General features: G+C 73.7%; 14 protein-coding genes. 7 read left to right on the plus strand and 7 right to left on the minus strand.

What is annotated here, in order from left to right; all coding sequences use genetic code 11:
- Positions 1 to 13 precede the first annotated feature (13 nt).
- Positions 14 to 802 (minus strand): TetR/AcrR family transcriptional regulator, encoded by a 789-nt coding sequence (locus ACRRSS_RS12430; RefSeq protein WP_435971257.1) that lies wholly within the window; start codon positions 800 to 802, stop codon positions 14 to 16.
- Between the two features lie 91 nt (positions 803 to 893).
- Between ACRRSS_RS12430 and ACRRSS_RS12435 the strand changes: the two genes are divergently transcribed.
- Positions 894 to 2,081 carry an FAD-dependent monooxygenase gene (locus tag ACRRSS_RS12435; protein WP_435971258.1) on the plus strand — a complete coding sequence of 396 codons (1,188 nt, stop codon included), beginning with the start codon at positions 894 to 896 and terminating at the stop codon, positions 2,079 to 2,081.
- Between the two features lie 58 nt (positions 2,082 to 2,139).
- On the plus strand, positions 2,140 to 3,045 hold the full coding sequence (locus ACRRSS_RS12440) for a Gfo/Idh/MocA family protein (protein WP_435971259.1): 906 nt from the start codon (positions 2,140 to 2,142) through the stop codon (positions 3,043 to 3,045).
- On the opposite strand, the gene lnt is transcribed toward ACRRSS_RS12440, so the two are convergent.
- Together lnt and ACRRSS_RS12450 are read right to left on the minus strand one after the other, a co-directional pair.
- Positions 2,969 to 4,615: an apolipoprotein N-acyltransferase gene (gene lnt, locus ACRRSS_RS12445; protein ID WP_435971260.1), complete on the minus strand. Its 1,647-nt coding sequence runs from the start codon at positions 4,613 to 4,615 to the stop codon at positions 2,969 to 2,971. The genes ACRRSS_RS12440 and lnt overlap by 77 nt on opposite strands.
- A 163-nt stretch (positions 4,616 to 4,778) precedes the next feature.
- Positions 4,779 to 5,225 carry a nuclear transport factor 2 family protein gene (locus ACRRSS_RS12450; protein ID WP_435971261.1) on the minus strand — a complete coding sequence of 149 codons (447 nt, stop codon included), beginning with the start codon at positions 5,223 to 5,225 and terminating at the stop codon, positions 4,779 to 4,781.
- A gap of 195 nt (positions 5,226 to 5,420) precedes the next feature.
- On the opposite strand from ACRRSS_RS12450, the gene ACRRSS_RS12455 reads away from it, so the two are divergent.
- Together ACRRSS_RS12455 and ACRRSS_RS12460 are read left to right on the plus strand one after the other, a co-directional pair.
- The gene (locus ACRRSS_RS12455; RefSeq protein WP_435971262.1) at positions 5,421 to 6,014 is read left to right on the plus strand and encodes a flavin reductase family protein; all 594 of its coding nucleotides are present in this window, start codon (positions 5,421 to 5,423) and stop codon (positions 6,012 to 6,014) included.
- Between the two features lie 75 nt (positions 6,015 to 6,089).
- Entirely contained in the window at positions 6,090 to 6,632 is a 543-nt protein-coding gene (locus tag ACRRSS_RS12460) for a GNAT family N-acetyltransferase (RefSeq protein WP_435971263.1), read from the plus strand.
- A gap of 127 nt (positions 6,633 to 6,759) precedes the next feature.
- Here the strand turns inward: ACRRSS_RS12460 and ACRRSS_RS12465 are convergent, their stop codons facing one another.
- Positions 6,760 to 7,632, minus strand: coding sequence for an undecaprenyl-diphosphate phosphatase (locus ACRRSS_RS12465; RefSeq protein ID WP_351898020.1), 873 nt, complete (start codon positions 7,630 to 7,632; stop codon positions 6,760 to 6,762).
- 337 nt (positions 7,633 to 7,969) lie between these two features.
- A complete protein-coding gene (locus tag ACRRSS_RS12470) occupies positions 7,970 to 8,719 on the minus strand; it encodes a TVP38/TMEM64 family protein (protein WP_435971264.1) in 750 nt (249 codons plus the stop codon).
- A 95-nt stretch (positions 8,720 to 8,814) separates the two neighbouring features.
- Between ACRRSS_RS12470 and ACRRSS_RS12475 the strand changes: the two genes are divergently transcribed.
- Together ACRRSS_RS12475 and ACRRSS_RS12480 are read left to right on the plus strand one after the other, a co-directional pair.
- On the plus strand, positions 8,815 to 9,540 hold the full coding sequence (locus tag ACRRSS_RS12475; protein WP_435971265.1) for a DNA alkylation repair protein: 726 nt from the start codon (positions 8,815 to 8,817) through the stop codon (positions 9,538 to 9,540).
- A 25-nt stretch (positions 9,541 to 9,565) separates the two neighbouring features.
- Positions 9,566 to 10,411 (plus strand): spermidine synthase, encoded by an 846-nt coding sequence (locus ACRRSS_RS12480; RefSeq protein ID WP_435971266.1) that lies wholly within the window; start codon positions 9,566 to 9,568, stop codon positions 10,409 to 10,411.
- On the opposite strand, the gene ACRRSS_RS12485 is transcribed toward ACRRSS_RS12480, so the two are convergent.
- Together ACRRSS_RS12485 and ACRRSS_RS12490 are read right to left on the minus strand one after the other, a co-directional pair.
- The gene (locus ACRRSS_RS12485; protein WP_435971267.1) at positions 10,373 to 11,692 is read right to left on the minus strand and encodes an MFS transporter; all 1,320 of its coding nucleotides are present in this window, start codon (positions 11,690 to 11,692) and stop codon (positions 10,373 to 10,375) included. The genes ACRRSS_RS12480 and ACRRSS_RS12485 overlap by 39 nt on opposite strands.
- A 157-nt stretch (positions 11,693 to 11,849) precedes the next feature.
- The gene (locus ACRRSS_RS12490; RefSeq protein ID WP_435971268.1) at positions 11,850 to 13,001 is read right to left on the minus strand and encodes a hypothetical protein; all 1,152 of its coding nucleotides are present in this window, start codon (positions 12,999 to 13,001) and stop codon (positions 11,850 to 11,852) included.
- 121 nt (positions 13,002 to 13,122) lie between these two features.
- On the opposite strand from ACRRSS_RS12490, the gene ACRRSS_RS12495 reads away from it, so the two are divergent.
- Positions 13,123 to 13,560 (plus strand): DUF4442 domain-containing protein, encoded by a 438-nt coding sequence (locus ACRRSS_RS12495; protein ID WP_435975310.1) that lies wholly within the window; start codon positions 13,123 to 13,125, stop codon positions 13,558 to 13,560.
- The last annotated feature ends 77 nt before the right edge of the window (positions 13,561 to 13,637 follow it).

Raw genomic sequence — 13,637 nt, forward strand, 5'->3', positions numbered from 1 at the left:
CCTTTCCGGTGTCCTAGGAGGTCCGGGCCCCGAGCATGCCGCGCAGCAACTCGTCGAGGCCGGTCCGCAGTTCCGCGCGGCTCGGCACGGACGAGTGGAAGGAGCCCGCGGCGCACGAGAACATCAGTCCCTCGCTCCAGGCGATGAGGGAGAGGGCGTGCCGCTCCGGTTCCGGCGAGCCGGCCGCCGCCATCACCGCGACCAGCGGGCCGTGGAAGACGGAGCCAGCCGAGTCGAAGAAGGCGCGGAGCTCGGGGCGGCGGGTGGCCTCCAGGGCCAGCTCGTAGCGGGAGACGAGCAGCGCGCGGTGGTCGGTGAGATAGCGGTGCAGGGCGAGGGCGAGCGCGTCCGCGAGGGGGCCGGGGTCGCCGGGGGCGCCGCCTGGGCCGGTGGCTCGATGAGCGCCGCCTCGGCCGGGGTCTTCCTGAGCGCCGGGAGAGCCTGCGCCGCCGCCCCGGCCCGGAGCGCCTGCCGCACCTGTGCCGCCCGCCGCGCCGCCCCCGCCCGGGGCGCCCGCCGCTCCGCCCCCGCCCGCGATCTCTTCCGCGATCTCGGCCGGGGTGAGGACTCGGGCCTCCAGTTCGACCTGGCGTCGTACCGCCGTCTCCAGGAGGGCCTGGCGGGTGCGGGCGTGGTTGGAGGTCGATCCCTGCGGCAGGCCCGCCCGCTCGTCCACGGCGCGGTGGGTGAGCCCCCGCATGCCGCGCTCGACGAGGAGGTCGAGGGCGGCGTCCCCGATCCGCTCGGCGCGGGAGGCGGGGGCTTCCTGGGAGGAGGCGGAGGAGGGGGTCGATGCGGGCATGGGGACAACCTACTACCGAGCCGACTACACCTGTAGTACGGTCACGGTGTCGGTCGTACTACACCTGTAGTTCCGGTCCCGGGGAGCAGTCATGGAACAGCACCGCGCCGTCGTCGTCGGAGCCGGCATCGGCGGACTCACCGCCGCCGTAGCCCTCCACCGCGACGGCTGGCGGGTCACCGTCCTCGAGCGCGCCGCCGGCCTCGCCCCCGTCGGCGCCGGCATCGGCCTCGCCCCCAACTCCCAGCGCGCCCTCGACGTCATCGGCCTCGGCGACCGCGTCCGCGACCTCGCCGCCTGGCAGGGCGACGGCGGCATGCGCGCCCCCGGCGGACGCTGGCTCGCCCGCACCGACGCCAAGGCCGCCGCCGCCCGCTTCGGCGGGCCGCTCGTCCTCCTCCACCGCGCCACCCTCGTCGAGATCCTCACCTCGGCCCTCCCCGAAGGAACCGTCCGCACCGCGACCGCCGCCTCGCTCGTCGACCCCGGGGACGACCACCGGCCGGCCCGCCTCGCCACCCCGGAGGGAGAGATCGAGGCCGCCCTCGTCGTCGCCGCCGACGGCATCCGCTCCGCCGCCCGGCACGCCCTCTTCCCCGAGCATCCCGGCCTCCGCTACGCCGGCTGCACCACCTGGCGGGTCGTCGTCCCCGCCCCCGAGCGGCCGTTCGCCCCCCACGAGACCTGGGGCGCCGGACGTCTGTGGGGCACCCAGCCCCTCAAGGACGGCCGGATCTACGCGTACGCCATGGCCGCCGCCCCCGCCGGCGGCCGTGCCCCCGACGACGAGAGGGCCGAACTCCTGCGCCTCTTCGGCGACTGGCACCACCCCGTTCCCGAGATCCTCGCCGCCGTCGACCCGAGCCAGGTCCTCCGCCACGACGTCCACCACCTCCCCGACCCGCTGCCGGCCTTCCACCGGGGCCGGGTCGCCCTCCTCGGCGACGCCGCGCACGCGATGATGCCGAGCCTCGGCCAGGGAGGTAACCAGGCCATCGAGGACGCGGTCGTCCTCGCCCACCACGCCCGCTCCGTGGCCGACTTCGTCCCCGGCCGGGCGCTCGCCGCGTACACCGCCGACCGCCTTCCCCGTACCACCGCCATCGTCCGCAAGGCCGCCCGCACCGGAGCGATCACACTGCTCTCGGCCCGCCCCGCCGTCGCCCTGCGCTCCACGCTCGTCAGCGCCGTCTCCCGCTTCGGCCCGGGGCTCGTCCTGCGCGGCTTCGACGGCATCGCCGACTGGCACCCGCCGGTGGCCCCGGCCCGGTCCGCGTAAGCTGACCAGCGCGAACGGCCCCCGGCCCGGGGCCTGCGGACACGACAAGGGAGACCCCGTGAAGGTTGGCTGCATCGGACTCGGCGACATCGCGCAGAAGGCGTACCTCCCCGTCCTCGCCACCCTCCCCGGGGTCGAGCTCCACCTCCAGACCCGTACCCGCGCCACCCTCGACCGGGTCGCCGACACCCTGCACCTGCCCGCCGCGCAGCGCCACGGCGACCTCGACTCCCTGCTCTCCGCCGGACTCGACGCGGCCTTCGTCCACGCGTCGACCGCCGCCCACGCCGAGATCGCCGGCCGGCTCCTCGACGCGGGCGTCCCCACGTACGTCGACAAGCCCCTCGCCTACGAGTACGCCGACTCCGAGCGGATCGTGGAGCTCGCCGAGAAGCGCGCGGTGAGCCTCGCCGTGGGCTTCAACCGGCGCCTCGCCCCCAGCTACGCCCAGTGCGCCGAGCACCCGCGCGAACTGATCCTCCTTCAGAAGAACCGGGTCGGACTCCCCGAGGACCCGCGCACCCTCGTCCTCGACGACTTCATCCACGTCGTGGACACCCTGCGGTTCCTGCTCCCCGGCGACATCGAGCACGTCGACGTGCGGGCCCGGATCCGCGACGGGCTCATGCACCACGTCGTGCTCCAGCTCTCCGGCGACGGCTTCACCGCGATCGGCATGATGAACCGGATGAACGGCTCCACCGAGGAGATCCTGGAGGTCTCCGGACAGGACACCAAGCGCCAGGTCCTCAACCTCTCCGACGTCGTCGACCACAAGGGACAGCCGACGCTGCGGCGACGTGGCGACTGGGTGCCGGTGGCCCGCCAGCGCGGCATCGAGCAGGCCGTACTCGCCTTCCTCGACGCCGTACGCGAGAGGCGGACGCTCAGCGCCCGCGACGCCCTGCTGACCCACGAGCTGTGCGAGCGCGTGGTCCGCGAGGCGCTGACCCAGGCCTCCTGAGGGCGCCCGCGCCCTCGGCGGCGCACACCGCGCCCACCACGACGAGCGCCCCGTACAACGGCCAGTCGCCCCACCGGACGTACCCCGTCGCCGACACCGAGAGCGGCAGCTCCCGGACGGCGACGGCGCTCACGTCCGTACCGAGCACCGGCCCGGCCACGCGCCCGTCGGGGCCGTACGCGGCGCTGATCCCGGTGAGCGTCGCGTGCACCACGGGCCGGCCCGTCTCCGCCGCCCGCAGGGCCGCGAGGGACGCGTGCTGGGCGGGTGCCCAGCTCTCCTGGAAGGTGCTGGTCGCCGACTGGACGACCACGAGACCGGCACCGTCCCGGACCAGCCGCCGGCTCATGTCGGGGAACGCGGACTCGAAGCAGACCAGCGGCCCGATCCGCAGGCCCTGGACGCGGTCGGGGCCATCGGAGCCGGTGGCGGGCAGCGTCATCACGACCGGTTCGGTGCCCCGCCGCCGGTCCTCACCGGCCGCCTTGCCGAGCGACGTCACCCACCCCAGGACGGCACGCGCCGGGACGTACTCGCCGAACGGCACGAGCCGCGTCTTGTCGTACCGCTCACCCGTGAGCCCCGCCGGCCCGACCAGCACGGCGCTCTTGAAGATGCCGGGACGGTCGGCCCGGCGCGCGTCCACGTTCACCAGGACCGGCGCGTCGACCGCGCGCGCCAGAGCGGTGAGCCGGGCGGCCAGATCCGGCCGGCCGGTCAGGTCGGCGCCCACGCTGCTCTCGCCCCAGACCACCAGGTCGACGCGCTGCCCCGCGAGCGAGCGGGTCAACTCCTCCGCCCGGTCGAAACGCCGCTCGGCCCCGTCAGGACCGCCGAACACCCCCGGCTGTACGAGGGCCACGCGCACCGTCCCGCTCTCGCGCGGCGCCCCGACACCCCAGGCCGCCGCACCCGCCACGAGCGCGCAGGCCGCGAGCCCCGCGACCCCCACGGTCCGCAGCCCCGGCGACGCCACCAGCAGGGCCACGGCCGTGTTCACCGCCACCACGAGCAGGCTCACCAGCCACACCCCGCCGATCGAGGCGAGCCGCAGCGCCGCCGGGACCTCCCACTGGCTCGCGCCGAGCAGCCCCCACGGACCGCCCAGGCCCTCCCAGGAGCGGACCAGCTCGATCAGCAACCAGCCGCAGGGCACCGCGAGCAGGGCGACAGCGGCCCGCAGCGGTGACGGCGCGCCCCCCAGCAGCGACCGTACGAGCCACCCCCACGGCAGCCACAGCAGGCCGAGCAGCGCGGCCAGCGGCAGCAGGAAGACGTGCAGGCTGGGCAGCAGCCAGTGATGGACGGCGAGCACGAAACCGGCCCCGCCCAGCCAGCCGTCGAGGGCGGCCCGGCGCGCCCCGGGAGCCGTGCGGATGAGCAGCAGCCAGGGGGCGAGCGCCCCGTACGCCCACCACCACAGGCCGGGGGCGGGAAAGGCGAGCGCGGGGAGCGCGCCGCAGGCGAGGGCGAGCAGGGAGCGTACGACCGCCCGTCGGCGGGCGGGACCGGGAGCCGAGTCGGCGCCCGGCCCTCGGCCCTGTCCCCGGCTTCCGAACGGAGATCGCATGATGTGCCTCCCGCCCCTGTCTTCAGTGTCGGGCGTGACCGCGCCCGGCGCGGCCGGTGGGGCCTCTCGAATCGGTCGGACCCTCTCGCCTCGGTCGGACTCTCTCGCCTTCGGACGGGGCCGGGGGACTGGCAAGGGTCGGGGGCGGTGGTGCGGGGTCGGCTCAGCGGTGCTTGCGCCAGCGCTCGTCGACGACCACCGAGCTCAGCCGCCAGCCGTCGGCGGTCCGCAGCGCCGCGAACGCGTAGCGGCCCCCGCAGACGAAGTCCTCGCCGGTGGCGAACCGCATCGGGTTGACGTAGTCGGCACGGACGTCCGCCGCGTCGCCCTCCTCCGGATACCCGGCCGGCTCCCGGAAGAGGACCCGCCGGTTCACGATGAGGTGCTGGCGTACGGGGAAGAGCGTCATCGTCTCGGCGAGCCAGTCGGCCACCTCGCCCGCCGGCCCCTCGATCCCGCCCGAACCCCGGTAGTCGGCCCGGCCCTCCGGGGTGAACAGCGCCCGGTAGGCGGTCCAGTCGGCGTCGTCCACGGCCGCCGCGTACCCGGTGATCAGGTCGTCGACGGCGAGTCGGTCCAACACGGTCGCGAGGTCCACACGCTGCGTCATCGGATCAGTGTCGGTCAGCGGGCGCCCGGGGCCAAGGGGCGTGCGAGGGCGGGCGCCGCACGGCCGCGACGACTCCTCCGGCACGGTGCCCCGGCCGCCCGGCGCCCGAAGGCCCGCCGTCCAGCGGCCTGGGATCCGACCATGGCGGTCCGCGTACAGGTCAGGGCGGTCCGAGCGCCGGTCATACTGAGCGACATGCGCGTGAACGTGGATCCCGAACTGACCGACCGCACCTCCTTCTACCGGCTGCTCACCGCCACCGTCGTGCCCCGGCCGATCGCCTGGGTGTCCACCACCTCGGCCGACGGGACGGACAACCTCGCCCCGCACTCCTTCTTCACGATCGCCTCGGTGACGCCGCCGGTCGTGCAGTTCACCTCGGTCGGACGCAAGGACACGCTGCGCAACGTGGAGGAGACGGGGCAGTTCGTGGTGAGCCTCGCCCCCGAGGGCCTCATCGAGCGGATCAACGCGACGGCGACCGCCTTCCCGCGCGGGGTGAGCGAGTTCGACGCGTGCGGGGTGGAGCGGGAGCCGAGCCTGCGGGTGAAGCCGCCGAGGGTCGCCCAGTCGCCGGTGGCCCTCGAGTGCGAGCTGCACAGCACCGTGCGGATCGGTGACTCGACGGTGGTCTTCGGCCGGGTCGTGCACGCGGCCGTGGAGGAGTCCGTCCTCGTCGACGGACACCCCGAGATGACGTTGATGCGGCCGCTGTCCCGGCTCGGGAAGAACGAGTGGGGCACCCCGGGCGGCATCGAGGAGCTGGCCCGGGTCCCCTACCGCGCCTGACCTGCCCGGGGACCGGCGGTCGGGCCGCCCGTATTTCGTTTGCGGGCGGTGGGACCGGTCGGATAGGAAGCCTTCATGCTGAAGGGCAAGAAGGTCGGGCTCAGGGCCCGGCACGAGGACGACATCCCGATCCTGCAGGCCGAGCTCTACGACGACCCGGTCACGCACTCGCGTGCCCAGGGCCGGCCGTGGCGGCCGATCACGCCCGGCTCGCAGGAGTCGTCGCTCGTGGTGGACGACACGGAGCAGGGGCACGTCCCGTTCTCCGTGGTGGAGCTGGACGGCGGCGCCCTGGTCGGTACCGCGACGCTGTGGGGCATCGACAACCACAGCCGGAGCGCGCACATCGGCCTCGGACTGCGGCCGGCCTTCCGGGGCAGGGGCTACAGCACCGACGTGGTCGACGTGCTGTGCCAGTACGGCTTCGTCGTGCGCGGTCTGCACCGGCTGCAGATCGAGACGCTGGCGGACAACGCCGCCATGCTGAGCTCCGCCGAGCGCAACGGGTTCGTCCGCGAGGGCGTGCTGCGTTCCTCGGCCTGGGTGATGGGCGAGTTCCTGGACGAGGTCCTGCTCGGGCTGCTCGTCGAGGACTGGAAGCCGGCCACGAAGGCTTAGGCGACCGCTCTCGACAGTCCTCGTTTTCAGCGAGTCCCCGAGAGCGGGGTCACGCGACCAGGGTGACGCGGGCGGAGCCGGCTGTTTCGGGGCGTCCGCCGGCGGAGTCGGTCGGCGTCGCGCCCCGTCAGTGCCCGGACTCGCCCGCGTGCGGGCTCAGCGTGTCCGTTCCCACCAGCACGAACAGCAGGATGCCGAGCAGGATGCGGTAGATCACGAAGGGCATGAAGGACTTCGTGGTGATGAACTTCATGAACCAGGCGATGACCGCGTAACCGACCACGAAGGCGATGATCGTCGCGAAGATCGTCGGCCCCCAGGAGACGTGCCCCTCGCCGGCGTCCTTCAGTTCGTACGCGCCCGAGGCGAGGACCGCCGGGATCGCGAGGAGGAAGGAGTACCGCGCGGCCGCCTCGCGGGTGTAGCCCATGAGGAGGCCGCCGGAGATCGTCGCGCCCGAGCGGGAGACACCCGGGATGAGGGCCATCGCCTGGCAGACGCCGAAGATGAGGCCGTCCTTCACGCCGAGGTCCTTGAGCGTCTTGCGCTCGCGGATCGCCCGGTGGCGGCCGCCGATCTCGTCCCGGGCGGCCAGCCGGTCCGCGATGCCGAGGACGACGCCCATGACGATCAGCGTGGTGGCGATGAGCCGCAGGTCGCGGAAGGGGCCCTCGATCTGGTCCTTGAGCGTGATGCCGAGGACACCGATCGGGATCGAGCCGACGATCACCAGCCAGCCCATCTGGGCGTCGTGGTCGGAGCGCATCGACTTGTCGGTGAGGGAGCGGAACCAGGCCGAGATGATCCGGGCGATGTCCTTGCGGAAGTAGATCAGTACCGCGGTCTCCGTGCCGATCTGGGTGATCGCGGTGAAGGCCGCGCCCGGGTCGTGCCAGCCGGCGAACGCCGCGGTGAGACGGAGGTGCGCGCTGGAGGAGATGGGAAGGAACTCCGTCAGCCCCTGGACGAGTCCGAGGATGAACGATTCGAACCAACTCATGGGGCTAGGGCCGTCCCGTTATGTACGTGTGCGGTCAGAAGGTCGTGCGCAGCGTACCGTCCCCAGATGACGGGGCCGTGCTCAGGTCTCCTGAGGGGGCGTCGGCTCCGTGTCCGGGCCTGTCACGGGCTCCGCGGCCGGTCCCGCCGTCGTCCAGCCGGGTGCCCGGACATGGGCGGGGAGGCTCTCACGGTCGGCCTCGTCCCCGCACTCAAGCCCGCCTTCGAGGACCCGGCTTCGCCGCCCGGTTCCCGCAGATCGACTTATCCGTCACCGCGGGCGGGCGCCCCGTCAACGACGGCGCGTCCGCCGTCCTCTCCCGTCTGGCCACGAAACCCTAGCGGGCGGCGCCCACCGGCTCCGGCTCCGGTGTCACCACCGGCGCCGGGGCCCGCAGGCCGTGCCGCTTGCGCCAGGCCACCACCGCCGCGGCCAGACCCGAAACGACGATGAACCCCGCGGAGAAGAGGAAGGCGGGTGAGCCCGGTTCGTCCGCCTGCGCGCCCGCCACCACGTACGCCGCCGTGTTCGGGACCGTGCCGATCGCCGTCGCCAGGAGGAAGGGCACGTACCCCATGCGGGAGACCGCGGCGCAGTAGTTGGCCGCGGCGAACGGCACCCCGGGGAACAGCCGGATCGCCAGCATCGAACGGAACCCGTGCCGGCTCAGCTGCCCGTCCGCCGCCGTCAGCCAGCGCCCCCGCAGCATCGGGCGCAACGCGTCCTGCCCCAGGAACCGGCCGAGCGTGAACGCGATCCCGGCACCGAGCACCGTCCCCGCGACCGCCGCCGTCAGCCCGGCGGCCGAACCGAAGAGCGCGCCCGCCGCCAGATTGAGCACCGGGCGCGGCACGAACGCCGCCGTGCACACGCCGTACGCGAGAGCGAAGAGCAGCACCGCCCCGGCGCCGCCGGTCTGCTGCGGCCACCCCGACGAGAGCAGCCGCTGCGGTTCGTAGAGGACCACGAGTGCGGCGGCCGTGAGCAGCAGCAGTGCGAGCATCGAGAGCCGCGCACGGGGCGCGAGCAGGGCCCGGGAGCAGCGGAGGGCGAAGGAGCCCGGCGGCCGGGGCACGGGTGCGAGCATTCGGGGAGAGTAACGGACGCGTCCGTATGATCGCCGTAATGTGCGTCATGTCCGCCCGGGCAGGGCTCCGCACCCGTCTCGTGAGGGAGGGTTCCATGACCGACGCCGCACCGCCGGGCGGCCGCCTTGCCGCGGTCCCCGACAGCGCTCTCGCCGACACCCTGCTCACACGGCTCACCACGGTCTACCCGGCCGCGGGGAACCCCTTCCGGGCGCAGGAGATGGTCGCGTACATGAAGGGCGTCGCCCCCTTCCTCGGTATCCGCACCCCCGAGCGTCGCGCCCTGTCCCGCACCGTCCTCGACGGCACACCGCGCCCCGACGAGGAGGACTGCGCCGCCGTCGCAGTGCGCTGTTTCGCCCTGCCCGAGCGGGAGTACCACTACTTCGCGGTCGACTACCTGCGCCGCCACGTGAAGCGCTGCTCGTCCGGTTTCCTGCCCGTCGCCCGGCGGCTCGTCACCACCGTCTCCTGGTGGGACACGGTCGACCACCTCGCCGCCCATGTCGTCGGCGGCCTGGTCGCGGCCGACCCCTCCCTCGGCGACCGCATGGACGAGTGGATCGAGGACGAGGACCTGTGGGTGGCCCGCACCGCCCTCCTCCACCAGCTCCGGTTCAAGGAGTCCACCGACGCCGACCGCCTCTTCGCCCACTGTCTGCGCCGCGCGGCTGACACCGACTTCTTCCTCCGCAAGGCCATCGGCTGGAGCCTGCGCGAGTACGCCAGGACCGCTCCCTCCGAGGTCCGTGCCTTCGTCGCCGCGCACACCGGCCGCCTGTCGCCCCTCTCCGTCCGCGAGGCCCTCAAGCACCTCTGATCCGGCGCCCCGGCACAATGAGGGCGTGAACGAGCACATCCCCGTCATCCGCGAGGTCGACCAGGGCACCGCGCGCCTCATGCCCGACGTGGACCGGGAGCGGGCCTGGCTCCTGACGGTCGACGGCGCACCCCAGTCGTACGTCGACCTCGACGATCCGGCGTACCTGGAGTTCGAGTACGCGCGGCGGCTCGCGCACGTCGTCGACGGCGCCGCCCACGACGGCGAACCGCTGGACGTCCTGCACCTGGGTGGTGGCGCGCTCTCCCTGCCCCGGTACGTCGCCGTCACCCGCCCCGGTTCGCGTCAGGACGTCGTCGAGGCCGACAGGGGTCTGCTCGGCCTCGTCGCCGAGCACCTCCCGCTGCCCGAGGGCTCCGGCATCACCGTCCACGGCGCGGACGCCCGGAGCTGGCTGGAGGCGGCTGCCACCGCCTCCGCCGACCTGGTGATCGGCGACGTCTTCGGCGGCTCGCGCGTCCCCGCCCATCTCACCTCCGTCGAGTACGCGCGCGAGGTCCGGCGCGTCCTGCGGCCCGACGGCGTCTACGCCGCCAACCTCGCCGACGGCGCCCCCTTCGCCTTCCTCCGCTCCCAACTCGCCACCTTCGCGGCCGTCTTCCCCGAGCTGGCGCTGGTCGCGGAGCCGACCGTGCTGCGCGGCCGCCGCTTCGGGAACGCGGTCCTGGTCGCCTCCGGCCGGGAGATCGACATCGCCCGTCTCGTCCGCCGCGCCGCGGCGGACGCCTTCCCCGCGCGCGTGGAGCACGGGGAGACGCTCGCCCGGTTCACCGGCCGGGCGGAACCGGTCCTCGACAGCGGGGCCGTACCGTCACCCGTTCCCCCGGAGGGCGCCTTCGGTATCGGCTGAGGCGGTCCGGGGCGCGCCCATGACCTCCTTGGAGTGCGGGCGCCGGGTCAGGTTCCGTACGTCCGGCACCAGCAGGACGAGCGCGGTGACGAGTACCATCAGGCCCGCCGCGCCCCACAGCGCCGTGCTCCGGCCGAACGCGCTCTCCGCCGGGCCCGCGAGCGCCGTCGTCAGCGGCAGCAGCGCCGTCGATCCGAACCAGTCGTAGGCCGAGACCCGGGACAGCTTCTCCTCCGGGATCTCCTGGTGCATGGTCGTCATCCACGAGACGCCGAAGATCTCGATGGCGACGCCGCTCACGAACATCGCGGCCGTGAGCCCCACCGCGTCCAGCGGAACGGCGAGCGCCGCCGAGGGCAGCGCGATCGGGAAGACGCCGAGGGTTCCGACCAGCAGCATCCGGCGCGGCTTCCACCGGGTCATGAGCACGGCGCCCGCGACCGTTCCCACGCCGTACGCGGCGAGCGCGATGCCCCACGGACGGGCGCCGCCCAGCTCGGCCCGCGCGACCAGCGGTCCGTACACCGACTCGACCGCCCCGAGCAGGCCGACCACCACGGAGAACTGGGCGACGATCGACCACAGCCAGGGGCGGCCGACGAACTCCTGCCAGCCCTCCCTCAGATCGGCGAAGAGACCGCCGCCGGGCGCGCGTTCGGGGATGCCGCTCACGTCCAGGAAGGCGCGCAGTCCGGCGGCGAGGGCGAAGGCGACGGCGTCGATCAGGAGGACCCAGCCGGGGCCCACGAAGGCGACGAGCGCGCCACCGAGCGCCGCTCCGCCGATGGTCGCGCTGTGCATGGCCATCCGGTAGACGGCGAAGGCCCGGCTCGCCTGCTCCCCGGTGACGCTGGACATCAGCATGCCCTCGGCGGCCGGGTTGAAGAAGGCCTGGCCGGTGCCGCAGAGCGCGGTGAGCACCATCATCTGCCAGATCCGGGGCTCGCCGCCGAGCACGAGGGCGGCGAACACGGCCTGCGAGACGCAGTTGAGGGCGTTGGCGGCGACCATGACCCGGTGCCGGGGCACCCGGTCGGCGACGGCGCCGCCGATCAGGAGGAAGAGGACCAGCGGCAGGAAGCGGGCCATCGCCACGAGCCCCACGTCGCCCGCGTCGCCTCCGGCCTCGAACACCGCCCAGGTCGTGGCGATCAGCGCGCCGTGCGTGCCGAGGTTCGTCACGATCGTGGCGGCGGTGAGGAGGACGTAGTTGCGGCCGGCCCACTCGGGGCGGCGGGAGCCGAGCGGGGCGCGGCGGGCGGAGGCGGCGGGTCTGGTCACCTCGGGACTATCCCTGTCGACCCTCCCCGATGCCAACCCGATATACGGACGGCGGGGTCCGGTGGCCGGTCGCCGTCCGTGTATCGGGTTGGCATCGGTCCGGCCACCGGCCCCGGACGAGCCGGTTGGCCGGTGGCCGGACGGGGGTCGCGTGCGGTCAGGACGCCGGGGCGAGGCGGACCGTGGAGAGGATCTGCCGGATGGTGGCGTCCGGCAGCTCGGCCGCGACGCCCTTCGCGCCGTAGAGCACCCAGGTGGAGAAGTCCCCCTTGGCGTTCTTGAAGGTGAAGGCGATCGACTTGCCGTCCGACTCGCACTTGTTGCGCTTCTTGACGCCCGGCGCCGTCGCGGTCGCCATGTGGCCGGTGAGGCCGGACTTGGTCGTGTAGGGGACCGCCTTGGTGATCTTGATGGTCTTCTGCGGCATGTGCTGCGCGTAGCCGCCCCACACCCACGTACCGGCCTCGCTGTACGCGGCGTCCGCCGTGTTCTTGGCGCCCTGGCCGCCCTTGGTGCCGGCGGTGCTGAGGCCCCAGGTCTCGTTCGTGCCGTTCTTGTCGCTGTCGTACGTGCACCACTCGCTCTTCAGACGCGTCGGCGACGACATCGTCACCAGAGGGGTGCCGTCGTTCTTCTTCTCGTCCTCGAAGAAGGTGATCATCCCGGGCTTCAGGACCTCCCACTCCGGCGGTACGTCGAAGAGGGTGCCGTACTTCGGGTTGTAGACGACCTTCCAGCCGGGGATCGTCGGCTGCTGGGCGGCGCCGTCGCGGGGGTTGGCGATCCCGGACGGGGACTGGCTCGGGTCCGCCGGCGGGACCGCGGACGGGTCCGTCGGCGCGGAGGCCGTCGCGGAGGGCTTCTTGTCGTCGGCGACCGGCTTCCTGTCGTCGTCCTTGCCGAGCACCAGGAAGCCGGTGACGCCGGCCGCGACGACGACGGCGGTCGCGGCGACGATCGCCACGAGCGTCGTCTTCTTCTTCCCGCCGTCGGGGCCACCGGGCTGGGCCGGGCCGGGCACGCCGTACTGCTGCGCCACGGTCGGCTGCTGATACGGGTTCGGCTGGCCGTAACCCGGCTGCTGCCCGTACCCCTGCTGCGGGTAGCCGGGCGGCGCGGGCGGCTGCTGGCCGTACCCCGGCTGCTGCTGCGGGTAGCCGGGCTGTGTCGGCGGCTGCTGCGGGTACCCGGGCTGGGCAGGCGGCTGCTGATACGGGTTCGGCTGCTGGTACCCCGACTGCTGGTAGGGGTTCTGACTCTGGTCCTGCGGGTTCTGCTCGCCCCCGGGCGGCTGCTGTCCTGGCCACATGGCCAGTAACCATAGAGGTGCGGAGGCCGCTCGACCACGTCCGCCCCCGGACCGCGGGTGCGCGGGGGATGGCCAAGGCTGCTACTCACGGGTAACATCACGCTCCATGAGCGCAGACCAGATGACCGTCGGCGAGATGCTCGCCGCCACGGTTCCCATGGCCGGGACCCTGAACCTGGAGTTCCTGGAGACCACCGCAGAGCGTGCCGTCGTGCGCCTGCCGGACCAGCCCGCCTACCACAACCACGTCGGCGGACCGCACGCCGGAGCGATGTTCACGCTGGCCGAGTCCGCCAGCGGCGCCATCGTGCTCGCCGCGTTCGGTGACCAGCTGAGCCGCGCGGTGCCGCTCGCCGTCAAGGCCGAGATCGGCTACAAGAAGCTCGCCATGGGCGTCGTCACCGCCACCGCAACCCTGGGCCGCCCGGCCGCCGAGGTCGTCGCGGAGCTCGACGCGGGTGAGCGGCCGGAGTTCCCCGTACGGATCGACATCACCCGCGAGGACGGCGCCGTGACCGGCGAGATGACGGTCGTCTGGACCCTCCGCCCGAATGCCTGACCGGCAAGGCTCCGCCGCCGCCCCCGCACCCCTCCAGGGGCGCGGGGGCGGCCGTGTCCCCCGCGGCGGGCGTCGAG

Source organism: Streptomyces sp. Qhu_M48, from assembly GCF_051305195.1.
Taxonomy (GTDB): Bacteria; Actinomycetota; Actinomycetes; order Streptomycetales; family Streptomycetaceae; genus Streptomyces.